Below are 22,342 nucleotides of genomic sequence, written 5' to 3' on the forward strand. Positions count from 1 at the left end.
TACATATGAAAAGCACCTGGAATAAAACTTCATCCAGGTGCTCCCTTTCGCTGACCTATTTTTTACTCGGCCAGTGCCTTTACTTCTTTATATTTTGCTAAATCCGAATACAGCTCTCCTTTATAAGGATTTTTCTTTGTCTTCTTAATCCGGTACAGCATATATACGAACACTGCCACATTGGCAAGCAGAGCCAGCAGGCTCATGACAAATAAAAATGTGGTATTAGGCGCAGCGCTGGCTACCTGATAAATCCCCGCATCTTTTAATACCGTAAAACCGTCTGCGGCCAGAATCCCCTCCTGAATCGCCGCATCTGCAATCGCCTTGCTGGATGCGGAATGAACCAGCCATTTGCTCGCATCCTGGAACGCCGGAAATGTCTGGGCAAACATACACCACAGTGCCAGCGTATGTGCGCGGTGCTGCAGCCAGGCTCCTTTTCCCAGTGTAAAAGCACATACAGTGGGCGCCAGCAGCAGCGCAAATCCACAGTACCATGCATGGGTCGGCAGACAATTGTATGTATAGGCAAAATTCCATAAATCATAGGCCACGATCCAGAACCACATCATATCCGGCCAGAGCATGTCACGGCTGTTATCATTTGCCGTTTTCCTGCGGATACAGATTCCAAACCAGCCGGAAATTGTGATAATATTCAGTATACCCGCTATTCCGTTCATAATATTCCAGGAACCGCCAACATAATACTGCACCTGATTATTCATGTATTCAACCACCGGAGTTGCATACTGGCTGACCTGAAAATCTCTGGAACACGCCTCCAGAATATTGATCGCCAGAATCAACGGCGGAAAACAAAGCGCGATCTTATTGTGCTGCAGTTTCTTTATATGGCGTATGCACCAGAACCCAATACATCCTGCAGTGGACGAATATACCTTTGCCAGATGGAACCAATCCATATAGGAGGTGTCTTTGAGCGCCGTCAGCCAGAGTACGGTCAGCACCACCGGCAATATCACAAAGCATCCGAACCCTACCCATTTAAAGCGGCGGCTTAACTCATTTGCCGCAAACAGCGATATAAACACTCCAATCCATACGAGCCAAACCAATATTGTGGGCACACTTTCTGTAAAAACAAACATCATGAACTCTCCTTCCCTCTCATTGCCTTAACAGGCGGTAATCTCCTTTATATTAAATTCATTTCCGGCAGTCAGCCAGGTATCTTCTCCGCCGCAGTGCGGACACTGTTTTTTATATTCCAGTGTAGAAAAAGTTTTCTGGCAATCCCCGCAGATCGTTACCGCCGGAATGGTCTCTATTTTTAGTTCCGCTTCCTTCAGAAGTTCTGACCTTTTCCGAAAATATTTCCAACAGTCCTCCAGGTAATCCGGAATAACACCGCTCACTTCCCCGATCTCAAGCGTCACCGAAGCTACCTCCGTCAGTTTTTCTTCTTTGCCAATCTCCTCGATCGCGCGGACTACATGCGTGACAAGCCCCAGTTCGTGCATATCTCATCCCCTTCTTTCCATTAAGCAGCTATTTCCTGTTACGGATAATCTTAATCTGTCTTTTCGCCGCGTAGGGCAGAATCGCCTTCATCTTATCTTCGCTCTTCATCATCCGGCTTGCCTCGGGAATTTCTCTGCTCAAGTGGATCGCATCAAATTCACATTTTGTCGTGCAGACACCACAGCCAATGCACCGGTTCTCGTCTACGATCGTGGCGCCGCATCCCAGACACCTCGCAGTCTCTGCTTTTACCTGTTCCTCCGTAAACACAAGGCGCGTATCCCGGAAGGTAGATGCCGCTTTAACTCCGGCCTTATGCCCCGGCGCCTGGCGGCTGGCATGGTCATAGCTTTCCTCCGGAATATCCAGGTTTTTCTTATCCAGTTCTATAAATTCACGCCGATTCCGGCCGATTGTCAGACTCTGTCCGTCATGTACAAAACGGTGGATGGAGACCGCGCCTTCTTTTCCGGCCGCAATCGCATCGATCGCAAACTTTGGCCCGGTATACACATCTCCGCCAACAAAGATATCAGGCTCTGCTGTCTGATAGGTCAGGGGATCTGCCACAGCACCGCCTCCGCGTCCCAGTTCCACTTTGGTTCCATCCAGAAGGCCTCCCCAGATAATGCTCTGCCCGATACTCAGCAGCACATTGTCACATGCTACCGTCATGCAGTCGTCCTCATCATATTGTGGATGAAAACGTCCTTCTGCATCTGTCACAGCCACGCATTTTTTGAAGACTACTCCGGTAACTTTTCCGTTCTCACCAAGTATTTCTTTTGGTCCCCAGCCGCAATTTACCGTGATTCCTTCTTCCTGCGCCTCTGCCACTTCATCTTCAGCGGCAGGCATGGAATCCCTTGCTTCCAGACAAAACATCTGCGTGATAGATGCTCCTGCACGCACTGCACTCCGCGCCACATCAACGGCCACATTGCCGCCGCCGACCACAACGGTCCGCCCGGACAACTCTACCTTCTCATCCGTATTCACCCTATGAAGGAAATCCACACCTGTCAGTACGCCCTCTAATTCTTCTCCTGAGACACCGGCCCTGCGCCCGCCCTGACATCCGATTGCAAGGTAAAACGCCTGATAGCCCTGTGCCCGCAGCTCTTCCAGTGTAATATCTTTCCCTACTTCTATACCGCATCTAAACTCGATTCCCATCTCACGCAGCACCGAGATCTCCGCATCTACCACCTCTTTTTCCAGCCTGAAGCCCGGGATTCCATGAGTCAGCATTCCTCCCGGCTGTCTGTGCTTTTCAAAGATGGTCACCGGATACCCCTTCTGAGCCAGGAAAAAGGCACAGCTCATCCCGGCCGGTCCGGCGCCTACAACCGCAATCTTCTGCGGATATGGCTTCCCGATCTGATTGACCATCGGCGGAATATAACGGGACTCTGCATTCAGCTCCTGCATGGCAATAAACTTCTTGACCTCATCGATTGCCACCGCTTGGTCGATTTCCCCGCGGGTGCAGGCGTCTTCGCAGCGCCGGTTGCAGATACTTCCGCATACTGCCGGGAATGGGTTCTCCTTCTTAATCAGCTTAAGTGCATCCAAATACCTTCCCTGAGAAGCCATATTAATATATCCCTGCACGGCAATATGAGCCGGACAATTCGTTTTGCACGGTGCTGTTCCCGTGTCATAGCAGTTAATTTGGTTATCATCCCTGTAATTCTCATTCCATTTCTCCGGCCCCCACTTCACCGCATCCGGCAGTTCCTGCACCGGATAGGATACCGGCCCGCTCTTTGTACAGAGTTTCTGTCCCAGCTTTGCCGCACCGGACGGGCAGTATTCCACACACTGGCCGCATGCCACACAGTTATCGGTATTCACCCTGGCTATATAAGCGGAGCGGGACATATTCGGCGTGTTAAACAGCTGAGAGGTGCGCAGTGCATAACAGGAACAGACACAGCAGTTACAGATAGCAAAGATCTTATCTTCCCCATCGATATTTGTGATCTGATGCACCAGGCCATTGTCCTCCGCCCTCTGCAGGATCTCCATGACCTCCGCTTCGTCAATATAGCGGCCCTTCCCTGTCTCTACAATGTAATCGGCCATATCTCCGACGCCGATGCACATATCATCTTCCAGGTGTCCGCAGCCTTCTCCCTGAATTCTGCGGGAACGGCGGCAGGAACAGGCGCCCACCGCATATTTCCCTTTATACTTCTGTACCCAGTGGGAAATATGCTCGACACTGACGGACTTCTGTTCTGTTGGTATGGCCTTTTCAACCGGAATGACGTGCATCCCTATTCCAGCGCCCCCCGGAGGCACCATAGGAGTTACTTTTTCCAGCGGCAGCCGGCTCATCTGTTCAAAAAATCTGGCGACCTCATGATGTTTCTCTACCTGCTCCAGGTTCATGTTCATGAATTCCGCACAGCCAGGCACAAACATCGGCAGTATGTACTGTTTATGGCGGTCCGCATTTTCCCAGTTATACTCCAGCAGACCGATCACGCTCATCTCCTGCAGCAATTCTTCCGTCCGCTTTAGCGGTTTACCGCATTTCTTCGCAATCTTCTGTGCACTGGCCGGCTTTCTTACCTTCATCGCCAGGGCCACTTCCGCCATCTCATCCGTTACAACACAGGCAAGTCCCCAGTATTCCGGATCGTCCACTGTCACTTTGTGCCCAATTCGGTCAGTGATTTTCTGCCCCAGCTTTAGAATTAATGTTCTCTCTTCTGCCATACCTAACTCCTTTCCGCTTTCTGCCATGCCTTTACTTCTTCTCTGAGCCAATCTGTCCAAGTCTCTGTCCCCTCACCGGTGCGGGCACAGATTGCTATAATGATTGCATTCGGGTTTCTTTTTAAAATGTTCTTCCTGCATTGTTCCATATCAAAATCAAAATAGGGAAGCACATCTGTCTTGTTGATCAGAACGACATCACAGATCGAAAACATCAGCGGGTATTTCAACGGTTTGTCGTCTCCCTCAGGTACGCTTAGAATCATGGCATTCTTCACCGCTCCGGTATCAAATTCTGCCGGACAGACAAGATTCCCCACATTCTCAAGTACCACAAGATCCAGATCCCCGCATTCAAGGCCCTCCAGCCCCTGCCGGGTCATATCTGCATCCAGATGGCACATCCCCCCTGTATGGAGCTGGATTGCCTCAACCCCAAGCCGGGAAATTGTTTCTGCATCTACGTCAGAATCAATATCCGCCTCCATCACTCCGATCTTCAGCTCATTTTTCAGCTGTTCAATCGTCCTGGTAAGTGTAGTCGTCTTACCGGATCCCGGTGAAGACATCAGGTTTAACAAAAACACCTTTTTTTCCTTCAGTTCTTTCCTCAATTCGGATGCCCGTTTATCATTATCCGCAAAAACACTCTGCTTAATTTCCAGAACCCTAAAATCTCCCATCCGCTTCTCTCCTTCGATCATAATTGGTTGTACCACAATGTGTTATCTTTTTAACATTGTATCATTCCATATAATGCGTGTCAATTACTCCCTTTATTTTTGTGCAATCAGCAACATATTCCCCTTCTTTTTAGTGCATATTCACCTATGTTTACGACGTTGGAATCTGGTATGACCACATCCACTCTTCATCTCCTGTGCCACATTGCGCTCTGTACTTTTTGTATTTCAAGTTTTTTAAAAATCTATTGACAGAAATTGCGTATTAGTATATATTAAAGGTGCAAGTCAGTTTGTTACTCAAGTAACTAACTAATAAGGTGGTGATATCATTGAACATAAATCCAAATATAGATAAACCTATATTCGTTCAAATTGCAGAACAGTTAGAAGATTCCATATTTACAGGCGTCTTTCCAGAGGAAACAAAGATTCCTTCAACCAATGAGATCTCGGCACTTTTGAACATTAATCCACATACAGTCCTCAAAGGAATGAACATGCTGGTAGACGAAGAGATTATTTATAAAAGGAGGGGTCTTGGAATGTATGTAAAAGCAGGCGCAGTTAAAAAAATCCGCAGAAAAAGACAGGATCAATTTTACAATCAATATATTGAGGCATTAATTAACGAGGCCGTCAAACTGCAGATGTCAAAAGAGGAAATTATCACATTGATAGAAAAGGGGTATGAAAATGAATGCAATACAAATTAAGAATGTCGTAAAACGTTACAGCAATGTCAACGCACTGGATCGGGTTTCTATTTCGTTTGAATATGGTAAAATTTACGGATTTTTAGGAAGAAACGGAGCCGGCAAATCCACTTTAATTAACATCATTTCCAACCGCATCTTCGCTGATGAAGGGGAAATACTTATTGACGGTCTACGCGCAAAAGAAAACATGGAAGTGCACGAAAAGATATTTTGTATGAGTGAGATGGACTTATACGACACCAGCCTGAAAGTGATAGAACATTTTAAGTGGATAGACCGTTTTTATGATAATTTTGACCTGGATCAGGCACGTCAGATTGCAGAAAAGTTTGATCTTGATATTAACAAAAGATACAAAGCACTGTCGAAAGGTTATCAGTCTATCTTTAAACTTACGATTGCGCTTTCCCTCCATGTACCTTATGTGGTTTTTGATGAGCCTGTGCTGGGACTGGACGCGAATCACCGGGAGTTGTTTTATGAATTATTACTGCAGGATTATGAAAACTATCAGAGAACGATTATTATCGCTACCCATCTTATAGAAGAGGTGGCAAACATCATCGAAGAAGTGGTTCTAATCGACAAAGGCAGAGTGCTTCTGCAGGAAACCGTTGAAACGCTGATGAATAAAGGATACTGTATTTCCGGCCTCGCCGGTGAAGTCGATGACTACTGTAAAGACAAAAATGTGATAGGATACGATGAACTTGGTAATTTAAAACTCGCTTATATACTGGGAGAAAAAGAACAGCTTCCTAAAAACAGTCGCTTACAGATATCTAATATGAACCTGCAAAAACTATTCGTAAAGTTAACAGAGAAAGGGGGCCGCTGATATGAAAAAATTAGGCACTGTTATCCGTTATGAATGTATGACATCGTTTAAATATATTTGGATCTTCTACGCAATTGAATATGCAGTTGTCGCGGCCGTTTTTGTCCTTTCTTATATTACAAACGGAAGCAGCGGCAAAATTGGTACGAACGGCTTAGAGTTTAATTCTTTTATCTATGTAGGTATCTTAGGGATCCTGGGGTTTAAAGAAGATTTTAAAATGCTGATACAAAATGGATTTACCAGAAAATATATCTTTCTTTCCACATTTTCCCTGTTCGCTTTTATCTCGGGAATCATGTCACTGGTTGATACAATCCTGGGAAACGCGCTTCACCACTGGTTTCATGGCTATCACTCATTATTTGGCGGACTGTACGGATATGGGCATTCTTACTTTTTAGGCTGGGTTTGGCTGTTTTTAGTATATATGCTTATCTGCTGTCTGTTTTACCTGGTAATCCTTATTATAAACAAGATCGGTAAAAAGATATCGGTCTATGCCGGGATTACTCTCGGCCTCACGATCATTTTAATAATACCTGCTTTGATAAAATTTGTTCTTCCAAAAGATTTTACTGACAGGATTATCCTATTTGTCCTAAAGGCTTTTGGATACATGACCGACGGTACAATAAACTTTATGTATCCTGTACTTATCTTTGTACTTGCAGCGTGTATTTTAAGCCTATGTTCATACTGTGTCATACGCAGAACAGAGCTGAAAGCATAAGCATTCTCTCATGCAGCATGCAGTAATTGGGAAGGCCCATAACTGATTATACAGCCGCTATGGACGAATCCACAGCGGCTGTTTTGTATTCCCACTCTCCCAGACCTTATTCTAATATCTTCCATAGTCCTTTGCAATTTCTACCATTCTGTGTGCCCTTGCAAAATCGGCATTTGCAGGGTATTCGCATCCCGTTGCAAGTATGAAGCCGCCTCCGGCTGACATTGCGTCAATGGAATTTCTGCATTCCTGGTCCCAGTTTTCGTCAGTGCCGATTGCTGCGTTTGCCGGAGTAACACACCCGATCAGGGTTGTCAGATTCCCGTATTTCTCTTTACATTCTTTAAAATCTTTACAGTCATCCGGCGGATATAAGAAGGAAATCGCCGCGGGCTGCATACGCTCGATCTGAACATCAAAGTAGATTTTCTGCCCGCAATTGTGTATCATTACCAGCCCATTTTTATCTCTTACCACCTGGGCAAGCTCTTCCACCAGATCTCCCTCCAGCTCATTCCACATTTCCTTGCTCATGATAGAGCCAGAGGCAAAAAGGGTATCAAACATGATGCCATTCACCCCCGTATCCATCAGAGCTCTGCAGTAATCTTTCAAGGTCTCATTAATCTCGCGCGCCGCTTCATGTACCGCATCCGGATCATCATAAAAATCCATATACATTTCCTGCTGACTACGCAGCATGGACAGCGTACCCAGGGGCCCAAATACAAATGCTACAATGGGGAATTCTCCATTGGAGGCTTCTACCAATTTTCTGCATGTATCAATATGCATCATCATACGTCTGGAGCTGCGGTAATCCACTTTCTTAATCCTGGCATAATCCTCAATCTCTTTCACTACGCAATGCTCATAATCCGGGTGCGCAGCTTCATTTTCCGGATAAATCAGTTCCTGCCCCCATGCATCGCATTCAACGGAAAGATCAATCAACGTTACGATGCAATCCAGATCAAACTCCTCTCTCGCTTTTAAGAGAGCATCCGCGCACAGATGTGCATCGTTAGCCCATTCTCTGTAACTTACTCCTGTCAGTCTCCGGGAAGCCCCGCTGATGATAGGGTATACCGGTACCCTGTCTGCCTCCTCGTGATTCAATGCTTTTACTACCCGTTCCATTGCATTCATTATAATTCCCTCCTGAAAGAATACTGTTCAATATACTTCTGTGTCATTGGCGCCCTGTTAATTCATACCAAAATTATAATATACTTTCGGATTTGTTTTTGTATTTTTTTAATATTTTTTATACTATTTTTGTAGGAATTAAAAAAATCTAATCTTAATGTAAATGAAAAATAGTATGCTTACAGAATCTGGCTGCATAAACTTCAATTTTTTCATTCCCCCTTTTATAAGGCAAAAAATGGATGCTGCGGTTTCTCCCGCAGCATCCATTTTTTGTCTTATTCAGAATGTTTCTTTTAATTTCCCAATTAACGGATGTCCAGCCTTGGTTTTAAGCTTAACTTTCTCTCACAGCTTCTCTAATTCTTCTTTTCCTCTTCCACAGATCGGACATTTAAAATCTTCTGGTATGGTATCTGACTCCAGGATGTATCCGCAGATTTTACAGCGGTATCCCTTTACTTTTTCGGGCTCAGGGATATAACTGGATGCCTTAGGAGGTGTAACACCATTTTTCACGGTATGATAATATGCGTATGTCATAGGCTCTTCCGTACTCATCACTTCTGCATCTACTACTTCTCCCAGGAATACAATATGTGTTCCCACGTCCATCGTATTTTTCACTTTACAGCTGAACCTGGCTGCTGCCTGGCTGCAAACATACGGAATTCCATTGAGATCCGTCTTCGTCTCAAATCCCTCAAATTTATCTTTATCTTTGCTACTTTGGAACCCGAATGCCCCAATCAGCTCCATTGTGGCTGACTGTGCAAGCGCGATTCCAGTAAAATACCCTGACTCCTGTATTAGACCGGCAGTATAATTTTCTTTGTTAATTGTCACCGTAACCTGCAGCGGTTCTGAAGTCACCTGGATCATTGTATTCACAACACAACCTCCGGCTTTTTCCCCATTTTTTGCCGAGATAATATAAAGACCATAACTCATCTTCCAAAATGCTTTTGTATCCATAAACGTCCTCCTTTAATAATAGTAATTATTATCGATATTTACAATATAACATATCTGTTAATATTTTACAATCCTTAAATACAATTAATAACCTGAAAAAAACGGAGAAACGTGATTATCGGAAATTCAAACGGATCAATCAAGAAATAAAAAAGGAGAGGCCGGAATCGCTTCCGGCCAAGGAAAATTATGAAAAAGAAAATTTATAATAAAAAGGTTATTGTCCCTTTACAATTAATAATATACCGCCTAAATGTGATAGTTATGTGAGGGATAATTTAACAAATTATGTACTTTTTTCGAAAAAATTATTAACAAGTTCAAAGAGGGCGGTTCAAAGGGGTCAGACCCCTTTGAACCGCCCTCTTTGTTTCATTTTCTTATTCACCCAAAACATCCCTTAAGTCGTTCTCCGGCGTAGTGATTGGCGCAATATTGTAGTGTTCCACCAGATAATTCAGCACATTAGGAGATACAAAGGCCGGCAGCGTTGGTCCCAGCTTAATATTCTGAATCCCCAGATGCAGCAGGGTCAGCAGGATACAAACAGCCTTCTGTTCATACCAGGAAAGCACCATCGAGAGCGGCAGTTCATTCACCTGGCATCCAAAAGCCTCTGACAAGGCCACCGCAACCTTAATTGCACTATAAGCATCGTTGCACTGCCCCATATCCATCATTCTTGGCAGGCCCCCTATTGTTCCGAGGTCCAGGTCGTTAAACCGGTATTTGCCGCAGGCGAGTGTCAGAATTACCGTGTCCGCCGGAGTCTGCTTTACAAATTCAGTATAATAATTACGGCCCGGACGTGCGCCGTCACAGCCGCCCACAAGGAAGAAGTGGCGGATGGCTCCGGCTTTTACGGCGTCAATTACCTGTCCCGCTACACTGAGCACCGTACCGTGGCCAAATCCAGTCGTCACACTCTTACCGCCGTTTATTCCTGTAAACTCCATATCTTCCTCATATCCGCCGAGCGCCAGCGCTTTTTCGATCACAGGCGTAAAATCTTTATCGCTGTCAATATGAATCATTTCAGGATAAGACACGACTTCTGTTGTAAACACTCTGTCTGCATAACTCTCTTTTACCGGCATCAGACAGTTTGTGGTATACAGGATCGGAGCCGGGATATCTGCAAATTCCTTTTGCTGGTTCTGCCATGCTGTGCCAAAGTTTCCTTTTAAATGAGGATACTTTTTCAGTTCCGGATACGCATGAGCGGGAAGCATTTCTCCGTGGGTATAGATGTGAATGCCCTTACCTGCAGTCTGTTCCAACAGAAGCTTCAGATCCCAAAGGTCATGGCCGGTAATCACGATGAACGGTCCTTTCTCCACTTTCATTGTCACCTCAACCGGCTGGGGCGTCCCAAAGGTTTCCGTATTGGCGCGGTCTAGCAGCTCCATACAGGTCAGATTTACTTTGCCTGTCTCCATCACAACAGGGAGCAGTTCCTCCATCCCCCAGTCCTCCCCCAGGATAGAAAGCGCTTTGATCATAAATTCGTTCACTTCCGCGTTCTCATATCCCAGAACCATCGCATGATAAGCATAGGCCGCCATTCCCCGAATTCCGAACAGAATCAGCGATTTGAGGGAACGGATATCCTCCTCTGCGTTCCAGATACGGGACATGTCGTAGCGGTCCGTATTCCCGCACGGGGAACCGCAGGATGCGCATCCGGGCACAATCCGCCTTTTTTCTGCTTCTATACGGTCAATCATCTCTTGCAGAGTCTCGTCGTTAAAATTCACATTCGTTACCGTCGTAAAAAGCCCTTCCAGAATCAGACGGTCCGTCTGCTGTGTCCCGGGGGTATTGGAACAGGCACGCGCCAGAGAGATCAACGCCCCCGTCAGTTCGTCCTGCAGCTTTGCAGATGAAGCGGATTTGCCGCATACACCTGCCTTACCTGTACATCCTGTGCATCCCGCCGTCTGCTCACATTGAAAACAAAACATTTGATTATCCATTTTTTCTCCTTTCCGCTGCTTCATAGCAGCAATACCTGATAACTCTAATCAATCACGCCTCCAGCTGTTAAGCACAGTATAATGCAGGTAAGCATTCAAGTATGTTGTTAAAACAACAAAAAGAAGAATCTAATAAACAAAGTGGTACAGTTCAGGCCTGTGTGAACTGTTACCCTAAATGAACCATCCGTCCTCCGCGCTGTTCATAAAGTCTGTGGGATATGGAAATAACCGTTCTGTTTGTCGATGCTGCCCGGAGAGCCGCCAGTACTTTCTCTTCTGTAGCCGAATCCAGATTTGCAGTAATTTCATCCAACAGCAGAATTCTTGGATTGGCTGCTACCGCTCTGGCGATCGAGAGCAGCTGCATCTGTCCCTGTGAAAACAGACCGGCGGTGCACAGGGTATCATATCCGTTTTCCAGATCCATAACCGCCTCATGCATTCCCACCATATGAACCGACCGCTCTATGTCCTCACGGGTTATCCTGCTGTCTTTCAGGCTTATCTGCTCTGCCACGGTACCCGGGACCAGCCGGAATGACTGCTCCACATAGCCAAAAAGCCCTCTTTTTTGGGCATCCGGGATCTGGTCTGACGGTACCCCGTAGATGCATACCTTTCCGTTCCATGGAGGATATAACCCCAGCAGCAGCTTGAATACCGTACTCTTTCCAACACCGGTTCTTCCGGTCAATGTCACATTTTCTCCTGTATGAACCGCAAAACTATACTGGCGGAGAATTTCCCGCCCGTCCTCATACCCAAAGCTGACGGAATGAAACGCAGCTGCCGGGCTGCATTCATCCAGAGCCGCCGTCTCATTTTCCGGCAGCCTGCGCCCCGGCTCATTTAAAAATTCATGAATGCGGCATACCCCCGCCACGGCAGACTGAATGTTCTGAATCTCCATCCCGATGCTCTCCAACGGCTCAAATACTTTGCTGACATATGCAATCACCGCCACTGCTGTTCCGACAGACATTCCAAAAAGCCCCTGCATATTTCCGCCCATTGCAGCCAAAACCATCATAACCGCAATCAGAGCTGCCCTGATTGTAATGATAATCGGAGAATAAATGGAATCATAAAAATTGGATTTTTCTAATGCCTGGTATCCGGCCTGGATATATCTGTCATAACATTTTTCCATATATTTTTCTTTATGAAATGTATGGATCATCCTTATGTTCCTGATTGTTTCCGGCACATGGCTGTTTGCCCTGCCCACCGCGGTTCTGTTGGCAAGCTGAGCCTTCAGCATTCTTTTTTGAAATGCACGTGTAATCAAATATAAAATCGGTGCTGCAAGCGCCATAAGCATCCCAAGACCGCGGCTCTTTACGAATATGACCGCCAGAATACTGACTACCCGGCAAATGTCTACAACCATGCTGATAATACCGGATGTAAACAGGGATTCCACCGTATCTACATCATTTACAAATCTTGATGCCGTCACTCCCGGTTCTGTGTCTATAAGGTAGGATGCCGGCAGTTTTGACAGCTTTCTGCACATCACACTTCTCAGTCCGTGGGTAACCTTCTGGCCGAAAACCGTGATCAGGCTTTCCTTTGCCGAATCAAAGATACCTGCTGCCGCCAGCAGAAGAAAGTAAGCCGCCGCCAGCCCCGGCAGAACATCTGCGCCTCCTGCCAGCCGGTTTACAATCCGTTCCAGAAGCAGCGGGGGAAGGATGCCCGCAATGACAGTACCTGCCACTGCAATCACCAGCCCAATGGACAAAAGCACTTGTTCCTTTACAATCCTTTTTACCACCGAAAAGATGTAATTCTGCTTCCTGCCATTCTTTTTCCCGGTCTGCCCCTTCTGAACCGGAACCCCGGTCTTTTGCGCATCATTTAAGTTATCTGTACATTCTGCCTGTCTCTCTTCTGCTCCTATGAACGGCACGCTCTGCCCACTCTGCATTTGAAACAGATGTGCGTACTCCTCATTGGTCAGCATCAGATGCCAGTGGTCAGAGACCGTACTTCTGCCCTCCCCGAGCCAGATTACCTGGTCCATCTGTGGAAACAGAGTCAGCCTGTGGGATAAAATCAATACGATACTGTCCTTCGTGAGCGCCTTTAAATTCTGCATAATCTCACATTCCGTTTTTCTGTCAACCGCGGAAAACGGATCATCCAGTATAATGACCGGCTTTTTATGAAAAAGTGTCCGTGCAAGTGCAATCCGCGCCTGCTGCCCTCCGGAAAGCCTGACTCCGCCGCTGCCCACCATAGTGTGAATCCCATCCGGCATCTTCGATACTTCCTGGTCCATACACACCGCCTTCAGACAGCCACTGACATCCCCGGATTCTCCAAGCAGTATATTGTCTTCCACAGAAGCGCTCAAAAGTTCCGGCTCATGCCCCATATAAGCGGTCATCTTTCTTCCGGCCCGGGCAAGAGCCGACAGTTCCTTTCCTTCCAGTCTGATACTTCCCTCATATGGATATTCGCACAGAAACACTTTCCCCAGCGTAGACTTTCCACATGCCACAGCTCCGGTTACTCCTATTATCTCGCCCGGACACGCGGAAAAGCAAATATCCTCCAGCACATATTTCCCATCCGGGTATGCAAACTTCATCCCCGAAACGCAAAGCCGTACCGGCGATTCCGGCCCTGGTTCTTTCTCATCCGGGATATCCTGCATATACGGTTTAATCCGTATCCAAGATACCTGTGCCTTCTGAACCGCATTAAACAGCTTTGCCGCCCTCGAGGATTTAGATGCCAGCCTGGTAAAACAAGATAAAAATGTGGAAAATGCTGCAATGTCCCAGGATGTCCATCCACTGCCCAGCACATTCTTTGCGCCGAACCAGATAATGAAAATAATCCCTGCCATCGAAATGATTTTATAGAGGGGCTGCATCGCATTTTCCCATATATTTGCATACACCGCTTTCTTCTCGTAATCTCCCAGCTGCTCCTCATACTCTGTATCCCTGCTTTTTTCCTGTCCATAAACCCTGTAAAGCACTGCATTGGATATCCGGTCAAGGGTTGCCCCGTTCAGAACGCCCGCGCTTTCCTTATATGCCGCTGCCCTCCTTGATACCGTCCGTTTTAATGTTCCGGCCAGCCAGTATGCCGCCGGCGGAAACAAAACGGAGATTATGGTCAGTCTCCAGTCGTATGAAAAAAGCATTGTCAAATAGGCAATCATTACGACACCGGTATCAAAAACCTCTGTCGTAAACTTTCGCATCCCTTCCACACAGGTGTCCACATCTGCAATGGCTTTGGTCATAACAGCTCCCACATCCTCAGTGTCCAGTTCCGGCTTGCCCCTGTGCACGAGATTATGGTACAGCACCTGCTTCATATTCCGATTCACATGGTTAGCAAATCGTCTCACATAAAGCCGTTTGAGATAGCGCATTCCCTCCACCAGCAAAATCGCAGCAATATAGGACAGGGCCAGCATAACCATATCCTGAAACACCCGTTTCCCGCCAATAATATCACACAGATACTGCGCCAGCATTCCCTCGAACCAGGGGCCTGCAACCATCCCTGCATTGTAAATAATCCCGGATACGGCAACGGCAGCAAGAGTCCGCTTCTCCATTTTAAAATAGGATACAATACGCTCCGGCCTGTTGACCTTACGCGCCTTATCTTCCATGTCTGTCCCACCTCTTTTTCTCAATCACGTTCCCTGCCTGTCTAACATTCAATTTGGCTTAGATGATACTACACCTGCCGCGAAAAGGCAATATCAACCGGGTCCTCTATCTGCATTATATCCCGTTATAAGACTAATTTAAACACTTCTTGCAAAACAGGGCAAGTTAACCAGTTTCCAAGGGGCTGCCCTCACAGCAGTCGTCAAGGCCAGGCTTGCTTAACTTCGGCTCGCTGCCCCCAAAAACAAAAGATCCGCATGCTTATTTTCTGAAGAACGGCACTTAGCCGATAAGCATGCGGATCTCCATATTTTCTTTTCCTTTTACTAATACCGGTTTTTCTTAATTATTTTTTCTTTGTTGACTCCTGCAAATCAGCCATATAGCGGCTCAGTTTAGTCCCCCCGGAAAGTAATTATCCTACTGTTATAATAGCAGTTTCACGATTCTGCATTATGACCGTTCTTACATGAACACTCTGATTTCAGCGGGCAGCGGGGCGGACACAGAGGACATGACGGCTTCGGCGGGCATGGCGGCTCCGGCGGACATGGCGGCTCCGGCGGGCATGGCGGCTTTGGTGGGCATGGCGGCTCCGGCGGGCATGGCGGCTTTGGTGGGCATTTTCGGTGGGTATGGTGGATATGGCGGTTCCGGTGGATATGGCGGCCTGGATGGCCAGGATGGGTACCAGCCCGGCGGCGGGCACATAATTATATAGTTTGGCCATGGATACATGCCTCCATGCCATAATCCGCTGTTGCTGTTAGTATTACTATTATTATTGTTGTTATTATTGTTGTTATTAATACTGATGCCCGTCTGAGAGTGGGACTTCTTCTCTGTATTACGCGGTACAGAGGCACATACGCAGACAGATGCCTCTAAGTTTACCTGGACATCTTCAAACGTCGTACCTATAGGCTGGTAATTTTGCCCCGTACCCGTGGGATTCATCGTAACAACCCTTGTGACAGTTCCCGTAAATGAGGCACGAACGGTAAAACAAATATAATCTTTAATAGTCCGAACTGCAATATAAAATTCATCTCCAATAGAAGGCGCATCCATTTTATTCCCGCAAAAATCCATAAAAGAAGCAGAGAATCCTTCCTGACATACACAGATCGGTTCAACTGTTATCACCGGTTTTCCGGTAAATCCCGACTGCAGCATAAATGGGCCGATAAGGAGACGCCCGCACACGGTTCTGACTTCATCCGGACAGCCTTTAAAAACGAGATATGGTTTGTTAGAAACAGTGGGAATTGTTCCCGTATTACAGCAGTCGATAGGATTATCTGTGCAGCATCCAGCTGTATTTGCGCTGACAGGCGGAGCCGGATTTGCCGTATCGTCTGCAAACTCCCCGGCCAGTTCCAGAAGCCTGAGCACCGTGGCACGAAGCCTGACTGACTTCGGATGCTGTTCCGTGGATGAGCATTCCAGAAAATTCACTTCATCCGGAACAATCTGCCCCAAGAGCACCCATAACGCCACCTGAACCGCCGCATAGGCATCATTATCGTCAAGAACCGGACTTGCAGCATAATCTGTTCCGGTCAACTCAAAAGTCGCCTGTGCGCTCACTGCCGGATAGCAATTTGCCAGAATCCAGGCCAGCATCTGCTTTTGCCGTTCAGTAGCTGAGGCAAAAATAGTTTCAAAAGGTGCGCTCTCATAAGGTACATCATTATATGGTCCATCCGCAAATTTATCAAGGCAGTACGCCTTTTCCGTAACTCCATTAATAGTCCTTTGAAATTGAAAAATATTATTATGATCGGGTCTGTCCAACTGATATCTGGATGCGGAAGTATACGGCAGTGCACAATAATTGCGCACCTCAGCGTCCCCAGTCGCAGTCCCTGTTAAGTCCGTACCTGAATAAATTATAAATGGACGTGATACAAGACGATTCATTTCAGCATTATTACTTAAAGCCATGTTTCATTCTCCAGTAAAATCATTTTCACAATACAGTATGCTAAATCAGACAAAATGTTTCGCAAAATAAGACACCGTTTGGATTGTTAACTATTTTATATTTCAAGTTGACATTCCATCCAATTTCTTTTATACTAACAACATAAAATACAAAATGAGAGGAAAACATCATGGAAAATGCACCCATCCAAAAGACATTTATCACAACCAAACAGCTCACCCTCGTCGGAGTAATGACAGCCGTAACATGCATACTGGGCCCCTTCAGCATCCCTCTGCCCTTCAGTCCGGTTCCGATCTCCTTTACCAACCTGGCCGTCTATCTCACCGTCTACGTCCTCGGTATGAAATTTGGAACCATCAGCTTCATCACCTACCTCCTCCTGGGAGCAGTGGGCCTCCCCGTATTCTCCGCCTTCACCGGAGGAATCGGAAAGCTCGCCGGCCCCACCGGAGGCTACCTGATAGGCTTCATCTTCCTTGCCCTCATCGCCGGCTTCTTCATAGATCACTTTGCAGCCCGTCTCCCCTACGCCCTCCTCGGAATGGTACTAGGAACCCTGGTCTGCTACTTCTTCGGAACCACCTGGCTTGCCCACCAAATGAACCTAGACTTTCCCGCCGCACTAGCCGCCGGAGTCATCCCCTACCTCCCCGGAGACCTGGTCAAAATCATAATAGCAACCCTCCTGGGCCCCAAACTAAGAGCCGCCACACTGCGCCAATAAATTCAATAAATTAAACTGCTGGAACTCTCCCACTTATTATGAAGAAATCAACTCTCCATATATCACCCCCGCCTTTAATCGGAAGCCTTACCTATCTCCTGACTGGTCAGCCCAGGCGCCCGATTAAAGTCTCCCCTCCAACACCGTCCCCCATCTCACTCTCCGACAGCCTCCCGACTTGTTTCACCAGCGCAGTAAACGGATAACGGACTGGCTGGGGGAATGTATATGCTCTTTTGAAATGCTCTAGTCTGCCCCAGTGATTCTTAGAAAAAATACCGCCGGGAATGTGGGAGGAAACATGATTCCGAATCATGTTTCCGGATGACCCAGCACGAGAAATTATCAAATTTCTCGCGCTGGGTCATCCCGTGCCCACATTCCCGGCGGTATTTTTTCTTAGAATCACTCAGGCAGACGCCCGCATATCAAAAGAGCATATACATTCCCCCAGCCAGTCCGGCTATCCGTTTACGAAGCGTCCCTTAAGCCAGCCCCCGCATGGTAAGCTGTATCCTTTTTTTCTTTAGATCTACGCTCATCACCTTCACATCAACGATATCTCCCACGCTGACGGCTTCCAACGGATGTTTGATAAACCGGTCCGTGATCTGGGATATGTGCACCAATCCGTCCTGGTGTACTCCGATATCCACAAACACCCCAAAATCAATGACATTCCGAACAGTCCCTTTTAAAATCATTCCTTCTTTTAAGTCTTTCATATCCAGTACATCCGTGCGCAGAATCGGCTTTGGCATTTCTTCACGCGGATCGCGGGCCGGTTTTTCCAGCTCCTTCACAATATCCCGCAGTGTAATCTCTCCGATCCCCAGTTCATCAGCCAGTTGCTTATAGTCTTTGATTGTAAGAGAAAGCCCTGTCAGATTGCCCCCGGTAATATCCTCCGGTTTAAATCCCTGTCTGGATAACAGCTTTTCTGCGGCCGCATAGGATTCCGGATGAACCCCGGTCGCATCCAGGGGATTCCGTCCTTCCATAATACGCATAAATCCTGCGCACTGCTCATAAGCCTTGGGCCCCAGCTTCGCCACCTTGAGCAGCTCCTTCCGGTCCTTAAACCGGCCATTTTCTTCCCTGTAAACCACAATATTTTTCGCAATGGCTGCTGTAATACCAGATATATATGACAGCAGCGGAGCAGATGCTGTATTCAAATCCACTCCCACCTTATTTACACAATCTTCTACAACTCCATTCAGGGATTCCCCCAGCTTCTTCTGATTCATGTCATGCTGGTACTGCCCCACACCAATAGACTTCGGATCTATTTTTACCAATTCCGCAAGGGGATCCTGGAGCCGCCGCGCTATAGATGCTGCACTTCTCTGGCCCACATCGAATTTCGGAAACTCTTCGGAGGCCAGCTTGCTCGCAGAATATACCGAAGCGCCTGCTTCATTTACAATAACATACTGCACGCTCTGCGGGATTTCCTTTAACAGCTCTACAATAAACTGTTCGGATTCCCTGGATGCCGTTCCGTTCCCTACGGAGATCAGTGTTATATTATACTTTGCAATGATTTTCTTCAATAAATCTTTGGATGCTTTAATCTTCTGCGGCGTGGTGGGGGCCGTTGGATAAATGACGGTTGTCCCAAGCACTTTCCCCGTCTCATCCACGACAGCCAGCTTGCATCCTGTACGGAAAGCAGGATCCCATCCCAGTACAACATGGCCTGCAATCGGCGGCTGCATCAGAAGTTGATGAAGATTCTTTCCGAATACCTCTATCGCACCGTCCTCCGCCTTCTCTGTCAGCTCATTGCGGATCTCCCGTTCAATGGCCGGCGCAATCAGACGCTTATAACTGTCTTCCACCGCATCCTTCAGCACCGGTGAAGTGTACGGATTATTCTGACGGATTGTCTTCTTTTCCAGATAGCGGATAATGTCCTCCTCCGGAGCTTCTATTTTCACTGTCAGTATTTTTTCTTTCTCACCGCGGTTTAATGCGAGTATACGGTGTCCAACCAGTTTCGAAACCGGCTCCTCAAATTCATAATACATCTCATAGACCGACTCCGCCTCGGGATCCTTGGCCGAAGAAACCAGCTTTCCTTTCTGTGCCGTGATTTTTCGAATCCAGCTCCTGTAATCCGCTTCATCAGATATGGATTCCGCGATAATATCCTTTGCCCCTGCGATAGCTTCCTCTGCGGAGCTGACTCCTTTATCCTCAGAAACATATTTCTCCGCTTCCTTTTCCAGAGGTTCCTTAGCCTGCTGCAATGTAATCACTGCTGCCAGCGGCTCCAGCCCCTTCTCCTTTGCTATCGTGGCGCGTGTTCTCCTCTTTGGCCGATACGGGCGGTACAAATCTTCCACCACCACCAGAGTCTCTGCCGCCAGTATCTGCACTTTTAGTTCCGCCGTCAGTTTTCGCTGTTCCTCTATACTGGACAGCACCTGTTCCTTTTTCTCTTCTAGATTCCGAAGATAAATCAATCTTTCGTGCAGCTTTCGAAGCTGCTCATCATCCAGCGAACCCGTTGCCTCTTTTCTGTATCGTGAAATAAAAGGAATGGTGTTTCCCTCATCAATTAGCTTAACCGCCGCATCCACCTGCCAGCGTTTTACTCCTAATTCCTCTGTCAGTTTCTGATTAATATCCATATAGTCCGTACCTCTCTTTTTACTCCTGCAGTTTGGCCTCAAAGAACCACAACTCTTTCTATTATACAGGAAAGCACGCCTTTTTTACAACATTTTCTCCATCTTTTCATGCCTTATTATGGAAAATATCCGGCAAAAACCACCAAAATTGGGTATAATTTTTTAGCATTACTCCCCCATGAAATATCTTGCAACAAAATAGTTTACGCTTTATAATAATAGAAGTTAATTTAAAAAGACAGAGGATGTGTAAAATGAAAAAAATACTATCAATGATAAAAAACTTCTTCCGTGGATTCGGAACACTGCTGGCAGTGATATTAAGCACGACTGCTACACTGCTTTGCTTCAGTATTATATGGATGTTCCAGACCTGGAGCAACCTGTCAATGGATGAGCTCATGTTCCATTTGACAGCCCCTCTGGAGGGTACTAATGAGAGTATGATTCAGGAGTACTTAAACTCCTGCGCAGTCCCTGCAATTCTAATTCTATTTCTCGTCGTGATTCTTTTTACCGGATTCAGAAAAAAGAAAAAAGTATACAATTTCATCATGGCAATCTGTATTATTGTACCTCTGCTCGCAGCAGGAAAGTCTGTCAGCTATGCCTGGGACAATCTGGATGTTGGAACCTATGTAGCGGATCAGGGGGTTTACTCCACATTTATCGATGACAACTACATCGATCCCAGAGATACGGAAATCACTTTTCCAGAGCAAAAAAGGAATTTGATATACATATTTTTAGAATCTATGGAGACAACCTATGCAGACAAAGAAAATGGGGGGGCATTTGAACAAAATGTAATTCCTGAATTAACGTCACTGGCACAGGAAAACGAAGATTTTTCGGGAATTTCACCTGAGTTAAACGGCGGATATGCAATGCCTGGCGCTACATGGACTATTGCAGCGATGTTCTCACAGTCGTCAGGTATCCCGCTAAGTATATCTATTGAGTCTAATTCCATGGACACACAGAACTCATTTTTTGCTAATACAATAACTCTTGGGGATATTTTGGAACAGGAGGGCTATTCTCAGACTTTAATGATAGGCTCTGATGCCGTTTTTGGGGGCAGGCAGCTGTACTATACCGAACATGGCAATTTCGACATTCTGGATTACGAATATGCTAAAAAAGCCGGTTGGATTCCCGAAGATTACCGTGTTTGGTGGGGATTTGAAGATCATAAACTATTTCAGTTTGCAGAGGATAAACTGCTGGAACTTTCAGAGCAGGATACTCCGTTTAATTTAACACTGCTAACCGTTGACACCCATTTTGAAGATGGTTTTCCATGCGAAGTCTGCCCAGATACATTTGGTGACGATCAATATGCAAATGTAATGGCCTGCTCCAGCAAACAGGTAGCTGATTTTGTTTCCTGGATTCAGAATCAAAGTTTTTATGAGAATACAACAATCGTAATTGCCGGTGATCATCCTACAATGGACAGTGATTTCTGTCAGGATATTGATGACAGCTATACCCGTAAGGTCTATACAACCTATATTAACCCCGCGGTACAGAATACCACTTCAGATACACGCAACTACACTACATTTGATAATTTTCCAACGACTCTTGCCAGCATAGGTGCTACAATTAACGGAGACCGTTTAGGTCTTGGTACGAATCTTTTTTCTGAAAAGCCGACATTGACCGAACGTTTCGGGGTTGATACTATGAAAAAAGAGCTTTCCCGTAAGTCTCAGTTAATGGAAGAACTTGCCGACCTGGATGAAAGCAAACCTGAACTCCTGATCAGAGAAGGAAAGGCTCCAAAAGCCACAGTCAGTGTTGGCGGGTATGATTATAATTTAAATACCTTCCCCGTCAATGTAAACAATCTTGAGAATGTTCCAGATGGTGTCGAATCCATGCTGGCTGCCATATGGACAGAGGAAGACCAAAGTGATCTGCAGTGGATTCCAATGGATCAACAAGAGGACGGAAGCTATCATATCAATGTGGACATATCAACATACAACTATAAAACTGGTGACTACCAGGTACATATATATATGAGAGATGTTCATGGCGATCTGTACTGTATGGCTCAGACAACTGCATTTATTAACTAAGAAAAT

Annotated in this window: 15 protein-coding genes; 5 read left to right on the forward strand and 10 right to left on the reverse strand. The window is 46.3% G+C overall.

Annotated features, from left to right (window positions below; all coding sequences use genetic code 11):
• Positions 1-62: 62 nt before the first annotated feature.
• From BN1938_RS09395 to hypB, 4 genes are read right to left on the reverse strand one after another with little or no spacing between them, the layout of a single operon-like run.
• Positions 63-1,115, reverse strand: coding sequence for a DUF5692 family protein (locus tag BN1938_RS09395; RefSeq protein ID WP_050640351.1), 1,053 nt, complete (start codon positions 1,113-1,115; stop codon positions 63-65).
• A gap of 27 nt (positions 1,116-1,142) precedes the next feature.
• Complete coding sequence (locus tag BN1938_RS09400; protein ID WP_050640352.1) at positions 1,143-1,487, reverse strand: hydrogenase maturation nickel metallochaperone HypA; 345 nt, start codon at positions 1,485-1,487, stop codon at positions 1,143-1,145.
• Between the two features lie 28 nt (positions 1,488-1,515).
• Positions 1,516-4,215, reverse strand: a complete 2,700-nt coding sequence (locus tag BN1938_RS09405) for an FAD-dependent oxidoreductase (RefSeq protein ID WP_050640857.1) — start codon at positions 4,213-4,215, stop codon at positions 1,516-1,518.
• Positions 4,216-4,217: 2 nt separating this feature from the next.
• Positions 4,218-4,898 (reverse strand): hydrogenase nickel incorporation protein HypB, encoded by a 681-nt coding sequence (gene hypB / locus BN1938_RS09410; RefSeq protein WP_050640353.1) that lies wholly within the window; start codon positions 4,896-4,898, stop codon positions 4,218-4,220.
• 323 nt (positions 4,899-5,221) lie between these two features.
• Here hypB and BN1938_RS09415 point away from each other — a divergent pair, with 323 nt between their 5' ends.
• From BN1938_RS09415 to BN1938_RS09425, 3 genes are read left to right on the forward strand one after another with little or no spacing between them, the layout of a single operon-like run.
• Positions 5,222-5,614: a GntR family transcriptional regulator gene (locus BN1938_RS09415; protein WP_369794754.1), complete on the forward strand. Its 393-nt coding sequence runs from the start codon at positions 5,222-5,224 to the stop codon at positions 5,612-5,614.
• Complete coding sequence (locus tag BN1938_RS09420) at positions 5,595-6,455, forward strand: ABC transporter ATP-binding protein (RefSeq protein ID WP_050640355.1); 861 nt, start codon at positions 5,595-5,597, stop codon at positions 6,453-6,455. Before BN1938_RS09415 ends, BN1938_RS09420 begins: the two co-directional genes overlap by 20 nt.
• A gap of 1 nt (position 6,456) precedes the next feature.
• The gene (locus BN1938_RS09425) at positions 6,457-7,188 is read left to right on the forward strand and encodes a hypothetical protein (protein ID WP_050640356.1); all 732 of its coding nucleotides are present in this window, start codon (positions 6,457-6,459) and stop codon (positions 7,186-7,188) included.
• 111 nt (positions 7,189-7,299) lie between these two features.
• Here the strand turns inward: BN1938_RS09425 and BN1938_RS09430 are convergent, their stop codons facing one another.
• From BN1938_RS09430 to BN1938_RS24115, 5 genes are all read right to left on the reverse strand, one after another.
• The gene (locus tag BN1938_RS09430; protein WP_050640357.1) at positions 7,300-8,337 is read right to left on the reverse strand and encodes a uroporphyrinogen decarboxylase family protein; all 1,038 of its coding nucleotides are present in this window, start codon (positions 8,335-8,337) and stop codon (positions 7,300-7,302) included.
• A 348-nt stretch (positions 8,338-8,685) separates the two neighbouring features.
• Positions 8,686-9,312: a flavin reductase gene (locus tag BN1938_RS09435; protein WP_050640358.1), complete on the reverse strand. Its 627-nt coding sequence runs from the start codon at positions 9,310-9,312 to the stop codon at positions 8,686-8,688.
• Positions 9,313-9,692: 380 nt separating this feature from the next.
• Complete coding sequence (hcp, locus tag BN1938_RS09440; protein ID WP_187376297.1) at positions 9,693-11,288, reverse strand: hydroxylamine reductase; 1,596 nt, start codon at positions 11,286-11,288, stop codon at positions 9,693-9,695.
• A 169-nt stretch (positions 11,289-11,457) separates the two neighbouring features.
• A complete protein-coding gene (locus BN1938_RS23905) occupies positions 11,458-14,931 on the reverse strand; it encodes an ABC transporter ATP-binding protein (protein ID WP_242843833.1) in 3,474 nt (1,157 codons plus the stop codon).
• Positions 14,932-15,397: 466 nt separating this feature from the next.
• On the reverse strand, positions 15,398-16,879 hold the full coding sequence (locus BN1938_RS24115; RefSeq protein ID WP_050640359.1) for a thioester domain-containing protein: 1,482 nt from the start codon (positions 16,877-16,879) through the stop codon (positions 15,398-15,400).
• A 170-nt stretch (positions 16,880-17,049) separates the two neighbouring features.
• On the opposite strand from BN1938_RS24115, the gene BN1938_RS23070 reads away from it, so the two are divergent.
• Positions 17,050-17,607 carry a biotin transporter BioY gene (locus tag BN1938_RS23070; RefSeq protein WP_082202928.1) on the forward strand — a complete coding sequence of 186 codons (558 nt, stop codon included), beginning with the start codon at positions 17,050-17,052 and terminating at the stop codon, positions 17,605-17,607.
• A gap of 485 nt (positions 17,608-18,092) precedes the next feature.
• On the opposite strand, the gene BN1938_RS09460 is transcribed toward BN1938_RS23070, so the two are convergent.
• Complete coding sequence (locus BN1938_RS09460; RefSeq protein WP_050640361.1) at positions 18,093-20,246, reverse strand: Tex family protein; 2,154 nt, start codon at positions 20,244-20,246, stop codon at positions 18,093-18,095.
• A gap of 254 nt (positions 20,247-20,500) precedes the next feature.
• Here BN1938_RS09460 and BN1938_RS09465 point away from each other — a divergent pair, with 254 nt between their 5' ends.
• Positions 20,501-22,336: a GBS Bsp-like repeat-containing protein gene (locus BN1938_RS09465; protein WP_050640362.1), complete on the forward strand. Its 1,836-nt coding sequence runs from the start codon at positions 20,501-20,503 to the stop codon at positions 22,334-22,336.
• The last annotated feature ends 6 nt before the right edge of the window (positions 22,337-22,342 follow it).

It is taken from the genome of Eubacterium sp. SB2, from assembly GCF_001244405.1.
In the GTDB taxonomy this organism is placed as follows: Bacteria; Bacillota; Clostridia; order Lachnospirales; family Lachnospiraceae; genus Faecalicatena; species Faecalicatena contortus_B.

Bases quoted from the DNA above. Each gene is read 5' to 3' on its own strand.
- BN1938_RS09420 (WP_050640355.1), top strand. From the start codon at position 5,595: ATGAATGCAATACAAATTAAGAATGTCGTAAAACGTTACAGCAATGTC.
- hcp (WP_187376297.1), bottom strand. From the start codon at position 11,288: ATGGATAATCAAATGTTTTGTTTTCAATGTGAGCAGACGGCGGGATGC.
- BN1938_RS09465 (WP_050640362.1), top strand. From the start codon at position 20,501: ATGAAAAAAATACTATCAATGATAAAAAACTTCTTCCGTGGATTCGGA.
- hypB (WP_050640353.1), bottom strand. From the start codon at position 4,898: ATGGGAGATTTTAGGGTTCTGGAAATTAAGCAGAGTGTTTTTGCGGAT.
- BN1938_RS23070 (WP_082202928.1), top strand. From the start codon at position 17,050: ATGGAAAATGCACCCATCCAAAAGACATTTATCACAACCAAACAGCTC.
- BN1938_RS09460 (WP_050640361.1), bottom strand. From the start codon at position 20,246: ATGGATATTAATCAGAAACTGACAGAGGAATTAGGAGTAAAACGCTGG.
- BN1938_RS09430 (WP_050640357.1), bottom strand. From the start codon at position 8,337: ATGAATGCAATGGAACGGGTAGTAAAAGCATTGAATCACGAGGAGGCA.
- BN1938_RS09400 (WP_050640352.1), bottom strand. From the start codon at position 1,487: ATGCACGAACTGGGGCTTGTCACGCATGTAGTCCGCGCGATCGAGGAG.
- BN1938_RS09395 (WP_050640351.1), bottom strand. From the start codon at position 1,115: ATGTTTGTTTTTACAGAAAGTGTGCCCACAATATTGGTTTGGCTCGTA.
- BN1938_RS23905 (WP_242843833.1), bottom strand. From the start codon at position 14,931: ATGGAAGATAAGGCGCGTAAGGTCAACAGGCCGGAGCGTATTGTATCC.
- BN1938_RS09405 (WP_050640857.1), bottom strand. From the start codon at position 4,215: ATGGCAGAAGAGAGAACATTAATTCTAAAGCTGGGGCAGAAAATCACT.
- BN1938_RS09435 (WP_050640358.1), bottom strand. From the start codon at position 9,312: ATGGATACAAAAGCATTTTGGAAGATGAGTTATGGTCTTTATATTATC.
- BN1938_RS24115 (WP_050640359.1), bottom strand. From the start codon at position 16,879: ATGGCTTTAAGTAATAATGCTGAAATGAATCGTCTTGTATCACGTCCA.
- BN1938_RS09425 (WP_050640356.1), top strand. From the start codon at position 6,457: ATGAAAAAATTAGGCACTGTTATCCGTTATGAATGTATGACATCGTTT.